This is a genomic window from Neobacillus pocheonensis, assembly GCF_050477905.1.
Taxonomy (GTDB): domain Bacteria; phylum Bacillota; class Bacilli; order Bacillales; family Cytobacillaceae; genus Neobacillus; species Neobacillus pocheonensis_A.
On the sequence record NZ_JBCNAD010000031.1, the window covers coordinates 90,619 to 108,329 of the forward strand.

The window sequence follows — 17,711 nt, forward strand, 5'->3', positions numbered from 1 at the left end:
CTATGAATATCTTTTTACATGAATTGAAGGCGTATCGAAAATCAACAATCATCTGGTCGATCTCGTTAGTGTTAATTATCGCACTGTTTATGTCGCTTTATACTTCCATTGCCAAGGATGCAGAGGGATTTATGAAAATAATGGGGAATTATCCAGAGGCGATTAGAAATGCAATCGGATTTAATCAAGGAAATTTCTTTACGATTTTAGGTTTCTATAGCTTCCCCTTATCGTTTGTAACCTTGTGTGCTGCTATTCAAGCAATGAATCTCGGAACTTCCATTGTCAGCAAGGAAGTCCGTGAAAAAACAGCCGATTTTCTGTTAACAAAGCCTGTGACACGCAGCCAAATACTGACGGCCAAGTTATTGGGGGCATTTGTTTCCTTAATTATCACGAATATTATTTATTTCGCGGCAGCAAGCCTCCTGGCCCTCCAAGTTCAGACAGACGATTTTAGCATGAAAATTTTCTTTTTGCTTTCACTGACGATTTTTTTCATTCAACTGATTTTCCTGGCATTAGGAATCATCATTTCTGTGATTGTTCCGAAAATAAAATCGGTGCTGACCATCTCACTGGCAACTGTCTTTGCTTTCTACTTTTTGGGAATGTTCAGCGACACGACAGGCGAAGAAGTAAAACGTTATATTTCGCCGTTTAAATATTTTAACAGTGCCTATATTATCAAACACTCAGGCTATGAAGTGTCCTTTTTGATTACCAGTGCAGTCATTATCGTTCTAGCCATTGCGGCCAGTTATGTTGTTTATTCTAAAAGAGATATTCATGCTGTTTAATAAGGGGGTGTTTCGAAAATGAATATTTACTTAAAAGAATTGAAGTCCCATCGAAAATCGATCATCTTTTGGAGCATTGGTGTCTTCTTGATGGTCGTTTCAGGTATGACGAAATATGATGCTTATTCATCGTCGGGTCAGTCCATCAATGACCTGCTTAAAGACATGCCAAAATCAATGCGGGCTGTTTTTGGGTTTAGTGATTTGGATTTATCAAAGGTAAGTGGTTATTACGGAATGTTGTTTATCTATTTGTTATTAATGGCAACCATCCATGCGGCGATGCTGGGGGCAACCATTATTGCCAAAGAGGAGCGAGATAAAACATCGGAGTTTTTGTTTGTTAAACCAGTATCAAGAAGCACTGTGATTACCGCAAAATTATTAGCAGCATTAACGAATATCATTATTTTTAATTTGGCAACCTGGATTTCATCGATTGCTCTTATTGCGAAATACAATGAGGGTAAGGCAGTAAATGGGGATATCACCCTTCTAATGGTTAGTATGTTCATTTTGCAGCTGCTGTTTATGGTCATCGGAAGTGCCCTTGCTTCGGTCAAAAAGAGACCTAAAACAGCTGCATCTATAGCTACTGGCATTCTTTTATTAACGTATTTGCTGTCGATTGCGGTTGATTTAAATGAAAATATTGACGGCTTGAAATATTTGACACCATTTAAATATTTTGAAGCCAAAAATGTCATGTTTGGCGGTGGATTGGACCCTGTCTTTGTCGTGATTTCATTGATACTGACGGCGCTGCTAACCGTTGTAACCTATGTTTTTTATAAAAAAAGAGACTTAAATGTGTAAAAGACCGGGGTTCCCCGGTCTTATTTTTCGTTTGCCATTTTTACCAGTGTAATAATATTGCTTGAAAGCTTGCTGTAGGACGGGGCTTTCGCTTTAATATTGGTTTTAATTCCGTCGATGAGCGGCAACGCTTTTGGGTTGGTGATCGTCAGAATCTGTACTTGTCCGTTAAAGGCTTTACTCATAATTTCCTTCGCCCGATCTAAGTTATCATCGGTATTCAGCTTTGTCTGGTCGACTCCGTCCAAGTTACCCTTTCCGGACAAACCGTTTGTATTAGTTAATACTTTGGATTGCATTTCATCATAACGGGTGGATGTTGTCTCTTGATTCGCCCTTGCGAGGATAATGGTGTCATCAAGGACGAACACCTTAATGCCTGGAATCCCCTCACCTGCAAGTCGCGATTCTAAGTGCGATGAAATTCCCCCGTCATGTAAACTGGAACTGCCAATCAAGCTATAAACATTAGTTCCAACCCCGCTTGTCGCTTGAGTGGTTTTTTTCTTCGCCCTGTCCACGCTTGGAATCACATTCACATTATTATGATTGCCATGGACGACTCCATTCCCCTTGTTGTTCAGGGACTGTTGGTGTAAATCATGGTTGATGGCTGCATCTGCTTCATGCCCTTTTAAACTTTGCTGACCAGAACAGCCACCTAGGAACAGAAGGGTACCAATTATAGGGGTACAGCAATTTTTCCACTTTATTTTCATTCCATAGACGCTTCCTTTTTAAAAATAAATTTCCCTTTTCCTTTTCTGCGTATGAATGGTTTATTTTGAGAACATTATCAAACAAAAGGCAGGAAACTGTCGAAGTCTACATTTTTTTGATTTATTTTCCTTGGAGGTGTTTGGAATGACAGAAGAAAAAAAGAAAAAACCGGATGTTTTATCAAGGAGAAAATTTATTCGTAATACAGGTTATACGGTTGGCGGTTTAGCCGTTGGCGGTGTATTGGGGAGCATCCTCTCACTTGGGACGGCAAAGAAAAATAAAGTGGAAACGGCCCAAAATTTTAATCAGGCTCTGATGTATTTTACTCCTGAGCAATATCGGATTGTCGAAGCAGCAACGGAGCGGATATATCCGAAGGACGATCATGGCCCGGGTGCCAAGGAATTGGGTGTCGCCTTTTTTATTGATCATCAATTAGCGGGTGATTGGGGCTTTAATTCACGCGAATATATGCAGGCACCCTTTTTTAAAGGGGAAAAAGTTCAAGGCTTCCAAGGGCGGTTAAAGCGACGGGATATTTTTGACATTGCCATACGCGAACTGAATAACCATAGTCAAGCTGTGTATAAGAAGGATTTCATCGACTTAAAGGGCGATGAGAAGGATGCTATTCTGAAAGACTTTGAGGAAGACAAAGTAAATATTACCACGATTTCGCCTAGCGGCTTTTTCAATATGCTGAGGAGTTCAACCCTGGAAGGTGTGTATAGTGACCCGCTGTATGGAGGCAATAAAAATATGGACGGCTGGAAAATGCGCAATTATCCAGGTAGTAAAATGGCCTATGCCAGCGTGATTGAAAAAGACTTTAAGAAAATAAAGCCGCAGAGTCTTCAAAACCATATGGGTAAATAGAAATTTTTAAACAAAGAAGGTGGAAGCATGGCGAGAAAATTACCGAAAGTTGATGTTGTCATCGTTGGTGTTGGCTGGGCTGGAGGAATTATTGCCTCTGAACTAACGAAAAAAGGATTAAAAGTAGTCGGTTTGGAAAGAGGGAAAGAACGAAAAACAGAGGACTATTATATGGTCCATGATGAACTAAGATATGCCCTGCGCTATGATCTCATGCAGGACCTGGCTAAGGAGACGATCACCTTCCGCGGCAAGGAAAAATCCGCGCCCTGCCAATGAGGCAATACGGTTCGTTTCTGCTAGGGGATGGTTTAGGAGGCTCGGGTGTTCATTGGAATGGCCAGACATTCCGGTTCCTTCCTTATGACTTTGAAATTCGTAGTAAAACGATTGAAAAATATGGTAAAAATAAAATCCCTGCAGAAATGAATCTACAGGATTGGGGCATTACCTATGATGAACTCGAACCTTACTATGATCGATTTGAAAAAACCGCTGGTATATCAGGAGAGGAAAATCCACTAGGGGGAAAAAGGTCTGATAAGTATCCAACCCCGCCAATGAAAAAATCACCGCCAATTAAAATGTTTGAGAAAGCAGCAAAAAAGTTGGACCTGCATCCTTATATGATGCCATCGGCCAATTTATCGGAATCATATAAAAATCCGGATGGCATTCAGAGGTCGGCATGTCAATATTGCGGCTACTGCGAACGGTTTGGCTGTGAGTATGGGGCAAAAGCAGATCCAGTCGTGACGGTAATACCGGTTGCGCTGAAATCGGGTAATTTTGAGATTAGAACCCATTCCAATGTAAGAAGAATTTTAAAACAAGGCAAAAAGGTGACGGGTGTTTTATATACAGACGTTACAACCGGTGAAGAGATTGAACAGCCGGCTGATATTGTCGTCATGACAAGCTATGTTTTCAATAACATCCGTTTGCTATTGATGTCAGGCGTTGGCGAACCGTATAACCCAAACACTGGAAAAGGTGTCATCGGTAAAAATTATGCCTACCAGGTCATGAAAGGCAATGCAGTTGGCTTTTTTAACGATAAAGAATTTAATACCTTCGCTGGGGCCGGTTCGCTCGGTATGCTGGTAGATGATTATAATGGCGATAATTTTGACCACTCCAACATAAAGTTTGTCCATGGCGGCGGGATTTCGCTGACGCAAACGGGCTTCAGGCCGATTCAAAATAATCCAGTTCCAAAGGGTACGCCAATGTGGGGGAAAGAATTTAAGAAGCAGTCGTTAAAATATGCGAATCGTGTTTTAACTGTTGGGGCCCAAGGGTCATCGATGCCGTTCAAACATCACTTTCTTGACCTCGACCCTACCTACAAAGACGCTTTTGGCGACCCGTTAATCCGAATTACCTTTGATTTCGAAGAGCAGGACCGCCAGCTTGCGGTTTTCCTTGCTGACAAATGTGCTGATATCTTAAAGGAAATGGGTGCCGACCATATTGATTCCTTAAAGGAATTAGGGCCCTATGATATTTCCACCTATCAATCGACTCACAATACGGGCGGGGTTATTATGGGTGCAGACCCTGGGACTTCTGCTGTAAATAATTATTTGCAAATGCATGACTATGACAATTTATTTGTCGTCGGTGCCTCTGCATTTGGCCACAACTCCGGCTATAATCCGACCGGAACAGTCGGTGCCCTAGCCTACCGTGCTGTTGAGGGCATTCTGAAATACCATGATAAGGGCGGACAAGTTATTTAGAAAGCGTTTAAAAATATACCTATTATGGTAATATGGTAAAATGAGCTAACTAAAGGAGGAGAAACTGCAATGACAACACAAAACGAAAACAAGGCCTTGCCGCCAAAAACCTGTTCTGTTGAACGACTGGTAACAATGGAAGAGGATGTAAAGAAGGTCCTTTCCGGTGAAAAAACAGCGACACGAAGGAATGGCCGCTATGCGGATCCTGGTGAAATCATGACGCTTGAGGGCCGCAATTTTGTAGTGGAAAATGTCTATTCGCAAAGCTTAGGTGAGTTGACAGATGATGATGCCCGCCGCGAGGGCTTCGCAACAGTTGAAGAATACAAACAATCGATTCTTACAATTCATCCAGGCATGCCATGGCTGCCGCAGATGCGCGTGTGGGTTCACGAATTCCGCGAAGAAAATTAATAAAAAATGGTCCATTCACGTGATGGGCCATTTTTTAATGGAATTTTAATCATTTCGGCAGTCGTAAAAATTTGTTTAATCCTGGAGCACGAAACTATAATAGCCTTATCAAAAGATTTCCGACATGATGAGGTGAACTGATTGAAATTTTTAACAAAATACATAAAAAAGTATTGGAAATCTTTTAGCATGGCTGTCCTATTTCTTACCTTCGAGGCGCTGAGTGACTTAATGCAACCAACCATCATGGCGAAAATCATCGATAAAGGGGTTGTGGAAAAAGATCTCCATTATGTATTGAAAATGGGAGGCCTAATGCTAGTCATCACTGCTGTCGGCGCCATCGCTGCTTCATCTAGAAGTATCATCGCCAGTATTGTGTCCCAAAATTTTGGGACAGAGCTAAGAGCCGATTTGTTTAAAAGAATCCAAACCTTATCGTTTAAAAATATTGATAGGTTTGACCGCGCGTCCTTAATTACAAGATTGACCAATGACGTTACACAAATCCAGGTTTTCGTTAATGGCTTGATGCGGATATTTGTTAAGGCCCCACTTCTTGCGATTGGCGGTCTTATTATGGCCACACGCTTAAACCTTCACCTTGCGGTTGTCCTCGCGGTCGTCGTGCCAATTGTCGCTTTGCTGATTGTATACAATATGAAACTGGGATTTCCATTGTTCGCAAAGGTACAAAAGGCGTTAGATAAGGTCAACGCTGTAATGCGGGAGTACCTATCGGGAGTGCGCGTGGTTAAAGCGTTTAATCGCTTTGATATAGAAATCGGTAAATTTACGAAGGCAAATAACCATTTCCGAGATCAATCGATTACCGCAAGTCGCCTGATGGCTACCTTCAGCCCGGCGATCATGCTGACCGTGAATCTTGGAATTGTTGTCGTCCTCTGGATCGGCGGTTTAGGAGTCAATAAAGGCAATATCCAAGTTGGGAATATTATTGCCTTTACCAACTATATGACGCAGATTTTATTTTCCTTGATGATGATTTCAATGGTTTTTAATATGTTTGTCAGAGCAAGGGCCTCTGCCGGGAGAATTGGTGAGATCTTTATCCAAGAGGACTCCCCTGTCCTTGCAAATGAAACAAACCACCAATTAAAAGAAAAAGGAAGAATTGATTTTGAAAATGTTACTTTTTCTTATGAGTCGGCATATGGTGAGCCAATCCTAAGAAAGATTAATTTATCGATTTTGCCTGGCGAAACGGTCGGCATCATCGGTTCAACTGGTTCAGGGAAAAGTACGCTAGTTGGCCTGATTCCGCGCTTTTACGATGTCACAACTGGCGCCATTAAAGTAGATGGAAAAAATATTGACGAGATTAATCCGAAAACGCTTCGGGAAAAAATTGCAATTGTCCCGCAAAAAAATATTTTGTTTACGGGCAGTGTCGCCGAAAATATCCGCTGGGGAAAGGAGGATGCCTCGTTCGAGGAATTGGTAGCAGCTGCGTCAATTGCTGGTGCACACGATTTTATCACCGCTTCTCCTGAAGGATATGAAACCAAAATTGGCCAAGGCGGTGTTAATTTTTCCGGCGGGCAGAAGCAGAGGATTTCCATTGCTAGAGCATTAGTGAAAAAACCAGAAATTTTAATCTTAGATGATAGTACAAGTGCAGTCGATGTAGCGACAGAAGCAAAAATTAAGGAAGGCTTGAAGACATATGCCAAGGGGTTGACGTGCCTTTTAATTGCACAGCGAATTACGTCGATTATGGATGCCGATAAAATTGTTGTCCTTGACCATGGAGAAATAGTTGGAGTCGGAAATCACCATGAATTAATGAAAGATTGTCATGTTTATCAGGAAATTTACCACTCACAAATGGGCAAGGAGGTGTCGTGAAAATGGCAAATAATCAAAGCAACAGCACCCCTGCACCCCCTGCACCACCTCCATTACGGCCAGGAGGTGCACAGCGCCTGCGCGGCCCAGTGGTAAAGCCAAAGAATTTTAAAGGAACCCTTAAGCGACTTTGGGATTACTTTGGAAAAGAAAGGAAAATGCTGACCGTCATTTTTATTTTTATCGTAATCGATTCTGCCCTTATGCTTCTCGCGCCTTTCCTGATAGGGAAAGCTGTCGATGCGATGAGCCAGAACCATGGGAAAGTTGATTTTGACATTCTTGAAATGACGATTATCGTCCTAACGTGTGCCTATATCGGGGATGCACTCCTTACCTTTTTCCAAGGATGGCTGATGGCAGGTGTGGCCCAACGGATTGTCAAAAGCTTAAGAGAGGCTATTTTTAAAAAGCTGCAAAAACTCCCAGTGTCGTTTTTTGATTCACGCACACATGGAGAGCTGATGAGCAGGCTTTCCAACGATGTGGATAATATCAGCAATACGATATCCCAATCGACTACGCAGTTAATGTCTGGGGCCATTGTCATCGCAGGATCGTTAATCATGATGCTCATTTTAAGCCCGCTGTTAACATTGGCAAGCTTGATCACCGTGCCGCTCGTGTTTTTGCTGACACGGACAATTGCCAAAAGAACGAGCGTTTTATTTAAAAATCAACAAGTTCAACTGGGTACTCTAAATGGTCATATAGAGGAAACCATCTCCGGAATTGAAGTGGTCAAAGCCTTTAATCACGAGGAAAAGGTGATTGAGGAGTTTAATACGATCAATGAGAACTTGCGTGAGGTCGGCCTTAAGGCGCAAATTTGGTCCGGTTTTCTGATGCCGATTATGAACGTCATTAATAATCTTGGCTTTGCGGTTGTCGCCGTCTTCGGAGGAATCCTTGCCCTGAAAAGCCTGATCACGGTAGGGGCCATCGCAAGCTTTATCACTTACTCCAGACAATTTGTCAGACCGCTTAATGATCTAGCCAACATTTTTAATATTCTTCAATCAGGTGTCGCTGGGGCCGAGCGGGTCTTTGAAATTATCGATGAACAAGAGGAACCTGCAGATTTGCCGAATGCTGTTCCATTAGAAAATCCAAAAGGTTATGTTGTCTTTGAGAATGTCAGTTTCGGTTACAGGAAGGATGTACCGATTTTAAAAAATGTTAGCTTTGAAGCGGATGTGGGCAGCAGTACGGCCTTGGTGGGGCCAACTGGTGCCGGGAAAACAACGGTCGTGAATCTGCTGACGAGATTTTATGATGTGACCAGCGGGAGAATTCTTCTTGATGGCCGGGATATTCGTGAATACACAAGGGATAGCTTACGTAGTTGCTTCGGCTTTGTCCTTCAGGATACATATTTGTTTTCGGGGACGATTAAGGAGAATATCAAGTATGGCAAACCGGATGCAACCAACGAAGAAATTGAACAGGCAGCGAGGATGGCAAATGCTGATGGATTTATCAAACGGTTACCTCATCAATATGACACGATTTTATCTGAAAATGGCGGAAATCTTAGTCAAGGTCAGCGCCAGCTCTTAGCGATTGCCAGAGTGATTTTAGCAAAACCATCGCTGCTTATTTTAGACGAAGCCACTAGCAGCATTGATACGAGAACTGAGCTCCATATCCAAGAAGCACTGCTGGCCTTGATGGAGGACCGGACTAGTTTTATCATCGCCCATCGTCTTAATACGATACGAGATGCCGACACCATCATGGTTATTGACCAAGGCCAAATTATTGAAAAAGGAAGCCATGATGCGTTAATGGAGAGACAAGGCCGTTATTATCAAATGTTTTTTAATCAATTTAAAAATGTTGAAGGTGCATAGGCTAAAAATGATGAAGAGGATTGCGAATAGCGCATTCCTCTTTTTGTGTTTCTTTACTGTTCAACGGTGACAACTGTAAAGACAATTGGTAGAATTACTAGTGTTCAAAGTTAAATCTCCTTATGTAAAAAATAAGGGAATTTAGGGAATAATGAATATAGTTGTACATATAGGGGGATTCAGATGAATAAAAAGGAAATCTCTGGACGCCGGCTGCTTGGCATTGCCGGGATGGGTTGGATGTTTGATGCCATGGATGTCGGGATGCTTTCGTTCATTATTGCCGCGTTAAAAGTAGAATGGAATTTGACGCCAGGACAGATGGGTTGGATTGGCAGTATTAATTCCATTGGGATGGCCGTAGGGGCCCTCCTATTCGGATTAATGGCTGATCGGATTGGGCGAAAAAATGTATTTATCATTACGTTATTATTATTTTCAATTGGCAGTGGCGCTTCCGCCTTTACATCAACTTTAACCTTCTTTTTAATTTTTAGATTTTTTATTGGAATGGGCCTAGGCGGCGAACTTCCAGTCGCTTCTACTCTGGTATCCGAAAGTGTTGCTCCAGAAAACCGCGGCAGAATTGTCGTCCTTTTGGAAAGCTTTTGGGCTGGCGGCTGGCTGATTGCGGCCTTGATCTCCTATTTTGTCATTCCAAGCTTCGGCTGGCAAACCGCTTTGATTATTAGTGCCATTCCTGCACTATATGCCTTATATTTGCGTATTGGTTTGCCGGATTCACCGCGATTCTCAAGCTTAAAGGATAAGGAGAAACTCTCCGTTTTTCAAAGCCTGGCGAAGCTTTTTTCAAAAGAATATGGACGTCAAACGGTCATGCTTTGGGTTCTCTGGTTTTGTGTCGTCTTTTCGTATTATGGAATGTTCCTTTGGCTGCCAAGCGTAATGGTGATGAAAGGCTTTAGCTTAATTAAAAGTTTTGAATATGTACTCATTATGACTTTGGCGCAATTGCCTGGGTATTTTACAGCGGCTTGGTTTATTGAACGGTTTGGCCGAAAATTTGTGTTAGTCGTTTATTTAATTGGTACAGCTATCAGCGCTTATTTCTTTGGAACAGCGGAATCAACAGCTCTTTTAATGACCTCTGGAATCCTGCTGTCCTTCTTTAACCTTGGCGCATGGGGCGGCTTGTATGCGTACACGCCTGAACAGTATCCAACAGTCATTCGTGGGACCGGTGTAGGGGTGGCCGCATCGTTTGGGCGAATTGGCGGGGTGCTAGGGCCATTATTGGTGGGCTATCTAGTAGCCCAAAAAATATCGATTCAGTCAATCTTTACAATCTTCTGTATCTCTATCATTATTGGCGCTTTAACGGTCCTTATTTTTGGGAAAGAAACAAAGAGAAAAGAATTAGTATAATAATTTGAAATGAGAGAGTCCATTTTGGGTTCTCTTTTTTTTTATGTTTCGGAGACCGAATCATATTTAAACAAAATATTTTAAGGATCATTTACTTATTATTCAAAAAATAAAATCTTATTCACTTTAGCGTAATAAAGCCTTAAAACCAATAAAACCTTTTAAAAATATTATTTTCTAAATTATTTTAAAATAACTGACAAATATACTAGACGAACTCGAAAATATTAGATACAATGTTTTCAGAATATTATATGTTTTTAAAAAAAGTAGGACAAAAGGCTTGGGAAAATTTTGAAAAAAAGTAGGGGGTAAAGTATGAGAAAGAAAAAGGTAGCAGGAATTTTTATGTCGCTGATGATGGCGGCAGGTGTAATGGCAGGCTGTGGCTCTGCCAGCACAAGCGGTGATGCTGAAAAGGGCGGCACAATCAAGATCGGTGCAAACCTAGAGCTATCCGGCGGTGTAGCTTCATATGGTCAGTCGGTTAAAGAAGGTGTTGAATTAGCATTTGAAGAAATCAACAAAAAAGGTATCGACGGCAAGAAATTGCAATTAGTAGCAGTTGATAATAAATCAGATGCTGCAGAAGCAACAAACGGTGCTATTAAACTAGTCAGCCAAGATAAGGTAGCAGCTATCATCGGTTCTGCAACAAGTACAAATACCCTTGCTCAAGTTCAAATTGCCCAAGATAACAAAGTCCCATTAATTACACCAACTGCTACAAATGCCACAATTACTAACAAAGACGGTAAGGTTAATGACTTTGTATTCCGTACTTGCTTTATCGACCCATTCCAGGGCACAGTTGCTGCGACATTTGCCTTAAACACGTTAAAGGTTAAAAATGCAGCTGTAATTATTGACAGCTCAAGTGATTATTCAAAAGGCCTTGCAGCTTCTTTCAAAGAGAACTTTAAGAAAAATGGCGGAAATATCGTTGCTGAAGAAGCATATGTAGCTAAGGATACTGATTTTAATGCGATTTTAACAAATATTAAAGCGAAAAATCCAGAATACATTTTCCTTCCAGGATTTTATGAAGAAGTTGGTCTAATCGTGAAACAGGCTCGTGCTCTTGGTATTAATGTTCCAATCATGGGCGGCGATGGCTGGGATTCTCCAAAACTAGTAGAAATTGCTGGTTCAGCTCCACTTAAAGATACGTTTATCACAAACCACTATTCATCTGGCGATAGTGATAAAAAGGTTCAAGAATTCGTAGCAGCGTTCAAAGCGAAATACAATGATAAATCTCCAGATGCTTTTGCTGCTCTAGGTTATGATACTGCTTACTTCGTTGCTGATGCTATTAAACGCGCAGGAAGCGGCGATCCTAAGAAAATTCAAAAAGCTCTTGAATCAACAGACGGTCTCCAACTTGTATCTGGTAACTTAAAGCTTGATAAGAACCATGACCCAATCAAAGCCGCAGTAATTCTTGAGTACGTAAATGGTCAACAACAATTTAAGACAAAGGTAAACCCTTAATCTAGAAAAGCGGAAGCGCCTTGTTCAGGGGCGACAAGCATAAGACGAGCCGGCGGGAAGGTTGCTTTTTAACCTTCTCGACGGATTGGCTTAGACCAAAGAGCCCCTAGGCGCTGTAGCTAGACAATTCCTATAAGTTTTCTAATGGATAGGGAGCGAATTGCCTCCCTATTCCAATTTAATAAGAGAAAACACTTTTCCCAACATGTTAACGCAGTTAACGCCTATCTTTTATAAAAAGTTGAAGTCCTTCCAAAGGAGTGTTACACAAATGGAAATCATACAGCAGCTAGTCAACGGAATATCTCTAGGTAGTATTTACGCATTAATTGCCCTAGGGTACACAATGGTATATGGTATCGTAAAATTAATTAACTTTGCCCATGGGGATGTCTTCATGGTCGGTGCATTTATCGGATTTTATTGTATTTCAATTTTTCATTTAGGATTTTTCCCGGCATTGGTAATTGCTATGGCCGCTTGTGCCATCTTTGGTGTATTAATCGAGCGGATTGCTTACAAGCCGTTAAGGAATGCTACAAGGATTGCAGCGCTGATTACAGCGATTGGGGTATCATTATTTATCGAATACGGAACAATTTATGCTCGTGGTGCTCAGCCAGAAGCTTATCCAGATGGTATCGTTCCACTTAAAAGCTTAGAGATTTTTGGAGTAAAAATTAGTGGACAATCTATTCTTATTTTAGGTACATCCGTTTTCTTAATGATCTTACTGCAGTTTATCGTTCATAAGACCAAAATCGGAAAAGCTATGCGTGCCGTATCACACGATATGGATGCAGCAAGATTGATGGGGATCAATGTAAATAACACGATTTCAGCGACTTTTGCCATTGGTTCTGCCCTTGCAGGAGCAGCAGGCGTTATTTTCGGTATGTACTATACAAAAATTGAACCATTAATGGGAATTATCCCTGGACTTAAGGCATTCGTTGCCGCTGTATTAGGCGGAATCGGAATTATTCCAGGTGCTATGACCGGTGGATTATTATTAGGTGTCATCGAGTCGCTTGTTAGTGCGGCCGGATATTCTTTATGGCGTGATGGAGTAGCCTTTGTTGTCTTAATTCTTATTTTAATTTTCCGTCCAGCCGGTTTATTTGGTAAAAATGTCAGGGAAAAAGTCTAGGGGGTGGCTAACGAATGAATACATTGAAACAAACAAAGACTTTTTGGATCTGGATCGCTGTTGCAGTCGTATTTGCAGTGATAACTCAGTTTTTAATTAACGGAGGTACGTTAAACTCCTTCTATGTCAACACGCTCTTTTTCATCGGAATCAATATTATCCTTGCGGTTAGTCTTCATTTAATTATTGGAATTACAGGGCAGTTTTCGATTGGACATGCTGGCTTCCTTGCTGTTGGCGCCTATGCATCAGCCATCGTAACGATGAAATTAAGCCTTCCCTTCCCTGTCGCGTTGATTGTAGGCGGCTTAGTTGCAGCGATTGCGGGATTAGTGATTGGGATTCCGACGCTACGCCTAAGGGGAGACTATTTAGCCATCGCCACATTAGGCTTTGGCGAGATTATGAGAATTCTCTTTTTAAATGTTGATTATGTAGGCGGAGCAAGTGGTATGACAGTTTCTCACTTGATCACTTGGCCTTGGCTGTTTGCCTGTGTTCTGATTACCATCGTTGTTATTGTAAACTTCACTAACTCAACCCATGGTCGTGCCTGCATTTCGATTAGGGAAAATGAAATTGCAGCGGATGCAATGGGAATCAACACGACTTATTATAAGGTTATGGCGTTTGCCATTGGCGCTTTTTTTGCCGGCGTTGCTGGTGCCTTGCATGCCCACAACTTCTATATTATCCAGCCGACTAACTTTGGCTTCTTGAAATCATTTGATATTTTAATTTTCGTTGTGCTTGGCGGACTTGGAAGTATGTCTGGTGCCGTAATCGCTGCGATTCTATTAACGATTATTTCAACCTTCCTTGCTAACTATCCAGAGGTCCGGATGGTTGTTTACAGCCTTGTCTTAATTGCAATGATGCTCTTCCGTCCACAAGGGTTGCTAGGAACAAGAGAAATTACCTCATTCTTCAAAGTAGGAAAATCCTCTAAGGGAGGTTCTCAAGATGCAAGCAAACAAACCGTTGCTTAAGGTAGAAAATGCAGGAATCCGGTTTGGCGGATTAAAAGCAGTTTCCGACGTAAATTTAGAATTAAAACAGGGTGAACTTGTCGGTTTAATTGGTCCAAATGGTGCCGGAAAAACGACATTTTTCAATCTTTTAACAGGCGTATATGTTCCAACTGAAGGCAGCATCTCTTTAGATGGTGAAAAATTAAATGGGCAGGCTCCCTATAAGATTACGAAAAAGGGAATCAGCCGAACATTCCAGAATATCCGTTTGTTTAGTGAATTATCGGTGCTTGATAATGTAAAGGTTGCCTATCACTCATTAGCTAAGCATTCGATTATGAGCTCGATCTTCCGCCTCCCTTCTCACTTTTCTGGTGAAAAGGAAATGGAAGAAAAGGCGATTGAATTTTTGAAAATCTTTAAGCTGGATGGCGTTATGCATGAGAAGGCCAAGAACCTGCCGTACGGTCAGCAGCGCCGTCTTGAAATTGCCCGTGCTCTTGCCGCAAACCCTAAGCTGCTCTTGCTTGATGAACCGGCAGCAGGGATGAACCCGCAGGAAACCGAAGAATTGATGAATTTAATTGCCTTAATTCGTGAAAGATTTTCGTTAACGATCCTACTAATTGAACATGACATGCTACTTGTAATGGGTGTTTGTGAACGAATCTATGTACTTGACCACGGCCAATTGATTGCCAATGGTACTCCAGAGCAAATCAGAAATAATCCAAAAGTCATCGAAGCGTACTTAGGCGAGGAGGTCTCTTAACATGCTAAAAATCAACGATATCAATGTTTATTACGGAAATATTCATGCATTGAAGGGAGTTTCCCTCGAAATCAACCAAGGCGAAATCGTGACCTTGATTGGCGCAAACGGTGCGGGAAAAAGTACTCTTTTAAAAACCATTTCCGGCTTATTAAAGCCGAAGAATGGTGAAATTTTGTTCGAAAGCGAACATGTTGCTGGCAAAGTGCCGCAGTCAATCGTGAAAAGGGGACTATCACAGGTACCAGAAGGGCGCCGTGTTTTTTCCAATATGTCTGTTGAGGAGAACCTCGAACTGGGAGCATATTTACGTAATGATAAAAAAGGGATTCGCGAAGATTTTGAAAAAATCTATCAGCTTTTCCCGCGTTTGCATGAGCGCCGCAAGCAGCTGTCAGGAACGCTGTCAGGCGGAGAGCAGCAAATGCTCGCAATGGGCCGCGCTTTGATGGCACGACCAAAGCTATTATTGTTGGATGAGCCTTCAATGGGTCTTGCCCCATTGTTAGTAAAGACTATTTTTAATATTATCGAAGAAATTAATAAGACAGGTACAACCATCCTATTAGTTGAACAAAACGCGAACATGGCACTTTCGATCGCAGACCGTGCTTACGTAATTGAGACCGGTAAAATTGTTGCCTCTGGCACTGCGGCAGAGCTCAGTGCAAGTGACCAAATTAGAAATGCTTATTTAGGCGGACATTAGAAGGTATCGGAGAGCGCTCCGATACCTTTTATTATTATGCTTTTAATTTTCTTTGTTCTGGCTCCAGTTTAAATTGTTGGCGGAGTTTTGGTTGTAATTGATTTCTGATTTTATTGGCATAATCCACATAGAGTTGTTCCAAGCCGACTAAGGCAAGCGAAAAGAAGTTGGCATAATTCTTTGGAACCTCCCACTTTAACTCGTTCTTTCCGCAAATACTATAACTGTTTAATTCTACTATTTCCCTGTGAATTTTTTCTAATTCTCCGGCTTGTTCCTCTACCGGCAGTGAGAGCAGAACATCAATTTTTTCAATATAAGCAATGGATTGTTCAATCTTCCACTTAATGTCCTTATATCCCGCTTGATCGATGAGCTGATATTTTAATTTAAACTCATTCAGTTTGTTTGCTGCTTCATAGGTGGAGTTGACAATATCATCACGGGTCATATCTTTTGTTTCATAGCTTAGCATATGCTTCCATGAAGGCTGGGTAATCGCCTTACGGTGGTCCTCAAGCGTATGGCAGAGCCTTTTATAGCCATGGATCTCTGGATGCTCAAAGGCTGGACTTGCTGGGTCAAGGAACGGTGCGAGCGGTGCGACAAAATAAAAGATCCTTGGGTCCTTGTTGCAGGCGAGATGGATGGTCTCACAGAAATCAATGTTTTCTACAGCACTTTGATAGGTTTGTCCTGGAATTCCAACCATAAAGAACAAGTCAATTTTTTTACAGCCATTCTTTAAGGCGAAATTGAGAGTATCGATAACCTTTTCATTTGTACAGCTAAATTTACCGTTATAACGTCTAATGTTCTCATCATGTGTCTCAAGCGTAATTTCAATGCTGTATTTGGCGCAGCTGTCATTCATCTTTTGAAAGAAATCTACATCCGCATACTGGAATAACTCAAACACGATTTCATTTTTTAGATTTAACTTCTTTAAGCGACTAAAAAACTCATCCACATATTCACGTCCACCTTGACGAAGGTCATGTAAGATAAAAATCGGTGCCCTGCTAAATCGTGAGATAAATTGAATGTCTTCTATAAGCTTTGCCGGTGATCTTAGTGCCAGCAAATTGCGGTTGCAGTTTTGGTCATATGCCTCTCTTGAACCACCGCAGATAAGGCAGTTTTGCGTACAGCCCCTTGCGGTTAACAGCGCCGTGTTTGGATATTGCAGCCAGCCATTGTAAGGCAGCGGGTCGAGGAAGTTTTTATATTTAAAAACGGAGCGGATGGTATAGCGATAGCCTGGTACGTCAATATCATCCAAATCCTTTGGCACAAAGGTCAGTGGATTATACCCCACCTCGGTGTCCTTTTTCCATGTTAAATTAGGAATATCGGCATAGTGGGTATTTCCAAGATCAATCATGTTCATCAGGAGCAGCATCAACTTTTCAGTGGAGTCACCGCGCATGACAAAATCAATAAAAGGGTATTCAATTAGTTCCTTATGATAATAGGTGGCGGATAATCCTCCGAAGATGATGGGGGTTGCAGGGTGGAGACTTTTCACTATCTTCGCCAGTTCAATGCTGCCATGGGCATGCGGGAGCCAATGGAGGTCAATACCGAATGCTTTTGTTTGGATTTTCTTTAACTTTTTTTCCACATCAAAGTTTTCATTCATCAGCATGCGATTCGCGATATTAATGATTTTCACCCTTAATCCATATCTTTCTAAATAATCGGCAATACTTGTTAATCCAATCGGATACATTTCAAAAACTGGCGACGACGGAACGACATCACTAATTGGTCCGGCCAGCAGAGAATTTTTCCGAAAGTCATGGACGCTCGGTGCATGTAATAGCACTATATCGTATTTCAATTTAACCACCTCTGGAGAAAAGTTTTTGTGAATATATTCACAAATTTTCATTTATAAATAGGCTCTGTTTGAACGATATTGTTGTTTTACATACCCTGTTGATTGGAGCGGAGGGCGCTCGACTCCTGCGGGAGTACGGGGCTGGGGAGACCCCACAGGCGCAAAAGCGCCGAGGAGGCTCCCCGGCACGCCCGCGGAAAGCGAGCGCCTGGAGCGGAAATCAACAGCCAAATTTAACAGAGCCTATAAATAAGAGAATTTTTCCAATTTACTTTAGTTTACTATACTTA

15 protein-coding genes and 1 pseudogene are annotated in these 17,711 nt (G+C 41.7%); 14 read left to right on the forward strand and 2 right to left on the reverse strand.

What is annotated here, in order from left to right; genetic code table 11:
• Window positions 1-2: 2 nt before the first annotated feature.
• Together ABES02_RS17270 and ABES02_RS17275 are read left to right on the forward strand one after the other, a co-directional pair.
• A complete protein-coding gene (locus tag ABES02_RS17270) occupies window positions 3-800 on the forward strand; it encodes an ABC transporter permease subunit (RefSeq protein WP_430137431.1) in 798 nt (265 codons plus the stop codon).
• 18 nt (window positions 801-818) lie between these two features.
• Window positions 819-1,616: an ABC transporter permease subunit gene (locus ABES02_RS17275; RefSeq protein WP_430137434.1), complete on the forward strand. Its 798-nt coding sequence runs from the start codon at window positions 819-821 to the stop codon at window positions 1,614-1,616.
• Window positions 1,617-1,636: 20 nt separating this feature from the next.
• On the opposite strand, the gene ABES02_RS17280 is transcribed toward ABES02_RS17275, so the two are convergent.
• Window positions 1,637-2,335, reverse strand: a complete 699-nt coding sequence (locus ABES02_RS17280) for a hypothetical protein (RefSeq protein ID WP_430137437.1) — start codon at window positions 2,333-2,335, stop codon at window positions 1,637-1,639.
• 145 nt (window positions 2,336-2,480) lie between these two features.
• On the opposite strand from ABES02_RS17280, the gene ABES02_RS17285 reads away from it, so the two are divergent.
• The 11 genes and pseudogenes from ABES02_RS17285 to ABES02_RS17335 all read left to right on the forward strand — a co-directional run bounded on the left by ABES02_RS17285 (window position 2,481) and on the right by ABES02_RS17335 (window position 15,578).
• Complete coding sequence (locus ABES02_RS17285; protein ID WP_430137440.1) at window positions 2,481-3,215, forward strand: gluconate 2-dehydrogenase subunit 3 family protein; 735 nt, start codon at window positions 2,481-2,483, stop codon at window positions 3,213-3,215.
• Between the two features lie 27 nt (window positions 3,216-3,242).
• A pseudogene (locus ABES02_RS17290) lies at window positions 3,243-4,957 on the forward strand (GMC family oxidoreductase).
• A 69-nt stretch (window positions 4,958-5,026) separates the two neighbouring features.
• A complete protein-coding gene (locus ABES02_RS17295) occupies window positions 5,027-5,374 on the forward strand; it encodes an ASCH domain-containing protein (protein WP_430137442.1) in 348 nt (115 codons plus the stop codon).
• A 141-nt stretch (window positions 5,375-5,515) separates the two neighbouring features.
• Window positions 5,516-7,243, forward strand: a complete 1,728-nt coding sequence (locus tag ABES02_RS17300) for an ABC transporter ATP-binding protein (protein WP_430137444.1) — start codon at window positions 5,516-5,518, stop codon at window positions 7,241-7,243.
• A gap of 2 nt (window positions 7,244-7,245) precedes the next feature.
• Window positions 7,246-9,096, forward strand: a complete 1,851-nt coding sequence (locus tag ABES02_RS17305; RefSeq protein ID WP_430137447.1) for an ABC transporter ATP-binding protein — start codon at window positions 7,246-7,248, stop codon at window positions 9,094-9,096.
• Between the two features lie 183 nt (window positions 9,097-9,279).
• Complete coding sequence (locus ABES02_RS17310) at window positions 9,280-10,482, forward strand: MFS transporter (protein ID WP_430137450.1); 1,203 nt, start codon at window positions 9,280-9,282, stop codon at window positions 10,480-10,482.
• 318 nt (window positions 10,483-10,800) lie between these two features.
• Window positions 10,801-11,976 carry an ABC transporter substrate-binding protein gene (locus ABES02_RS17315; protein WP_430137452.1) on the forward strand — a complete coding sequence of 392 codons (1,176 nt, stop codon included), beginning with the start codon at window positions 10,801-10,803 and terminating at the stop codon, window positions 11,974-11,976.
• 271 nt (window positions 11,977-12,247) lie between these two features.
• Window positions 12,248-13,126 (forward strand): branched-chain amino acid ABC transporter permease, encoded by an 879-nt coding sequence (locus ABES02_RS17320; RefSeq protein ID WP_430137454.1) that lies wholly within the window; start codon window positions 12,248-12,250, stop codon window positions 13,124-13,126.
• A gap of 14 nt (window positions 13,127-13,140) precedes the next feature.
• Window positions 13,141-14,115, forward strand: coding sequence for a branched-chain amino acid ABC transporter permease (locus tag ABES02_RS17325; protein WP_430137457.1), 975 nt, complete (start codon window positions 13,141-13,143; stop codon window positions 14,113-14,115).
• Window positions 14,090-14,869: an ABC transporter ATP-binding protein gene (locus ABES02_RS17330; RefSeq protein ID WP_430137459.1), complete on the forward strand. Its 780-nt coding sequence runs from the start codon at window positions 14,090-14,092 to the stop codon at window positions 14,867-14,869. Before ABES02_RS17325 ends, ABES02_RS17330 begins: the two co-directional genes overlap by 26 nt.
• Before the next feature lies 1 nt (window position 14,870).
• Window positions 14,871-15,578, forward strand: a complete 708-nt coding sequence (locus tag ABES02_RS17335) for an ABC transporter ATP-binding protein (RefSeq protein ID WP_430137462.1) — start codon at window positions 14,871-14,873, stop codon at window positions 15,576-15,578.
• Between the two features lie 34 nt (window positions 15,579-15,612).
• Here ABES02_RS17335 and ABES02_RS17340 read toward each other — a convergent pair whose 3' ends face one another.
• On the reverse strand, window positions 15,613-17,421 hold the full coding sequence (locus tag ABES02_RS17340) for a TIGR04190 family B12-binding domain/radical SAM domain protein (RefSeq protein ID WP_430137465.1): 1,809 nt from the start codon (window positions 17,419-17,421) through the stop codon (window positions 15,613-15,615).
• Between the two features lie 68 nt (window positions 17,422-17,489).
• Here ABES02_RS17340 and ABES02_RS17345 point away from each other — a divergent pair.
• Window positions 17,490-17,711: hypothetical protein (locus ABES02_RS17345; RefSeq protein WP_430137468.1), on the forward strand; the 222-nt coding region annotated here is incomplete at its 3' end.

Coding starts and splice junctions, on each gene's coding strand:
- ABES02_RS17270 (WP_430137431.1), top strand. CDS start 3: ATGAATATCTTTTTACATGAATTGAAGGCGTATCGAAAATCAACAATC.
- ABES02_RS17275 (WP_430137434.1), top strand. CDS start 819: ATGAATATTTACTTAAAAGAATTGAAGTCCCATCGAAAATCGATCATC.
- ABES02_RS17280 (WP_430137437.1), bottom strand. CDS start 2,335: ATGAAAATAAAGTGGAAAAATTGCTGTACCCCTATAATTGGTACCCTT.
- ABES02_RS17285 (WP_430137440.1), top strand. CDS start 2,481: ATGACAGAAGAAAAAAAGAAAAAACCGGATGTTTTATCAAGGAGAAAA.
- ABES02_RS17295 (WP_430137442.1), top strand. CDS start 5,027: ATGACAACACAAAACGAAAACAAGGCCTTGCCGCCAAAAACCTGTTCT.
- ABES02_RS17305 (WP_430137447.1), top strand. CDS start 7,246: ATGGCAAATAATCAAAGCAACAGCACCCCTGCACCCCCTGCACCACCT.
- ABES02_RS17310 (WP_430137450.1), top strand. CDS start 9,280: ATGAATAAAAAGGAAATCTCTGGACGCCGGCTGCTTGGCATTGCCGGG.
- ABES02_RS17315 (WP_430137452.1), top strand. CDS start 10,801: ATGAGAAAGAAAAAGGTAGCAGGAATTTTTATGTCGCTGATGATGGCG.
- ABES02_RS17320 (WP_430137454.1), top strand. CDS start 12,248: ATGGAAATCATACAGCAGCTAGTCAACGGAATATCTCTAGGTAGTATT.
- ABES02_RS17325 (WP_430137457.1), top strand. CDS start 13,141: ATGAATACATTGAAACAAACAAAGACTTTTTGGATCTGGATCGCTGTT.
- ABES02_RS17330 (WP_430137459.1), top strand. CDS start 14,090: ATGCAAGCAAACAAACCGTTGCTTAAGGTAGAAAATGCAGGAATCCGG.
- ABES02_RS17335 (WP_430137462.1), top strand. CDS start 14,871: ATGCTAAAAATCAACGATATCAATGTTTATTACGGAAATATTCATGCA.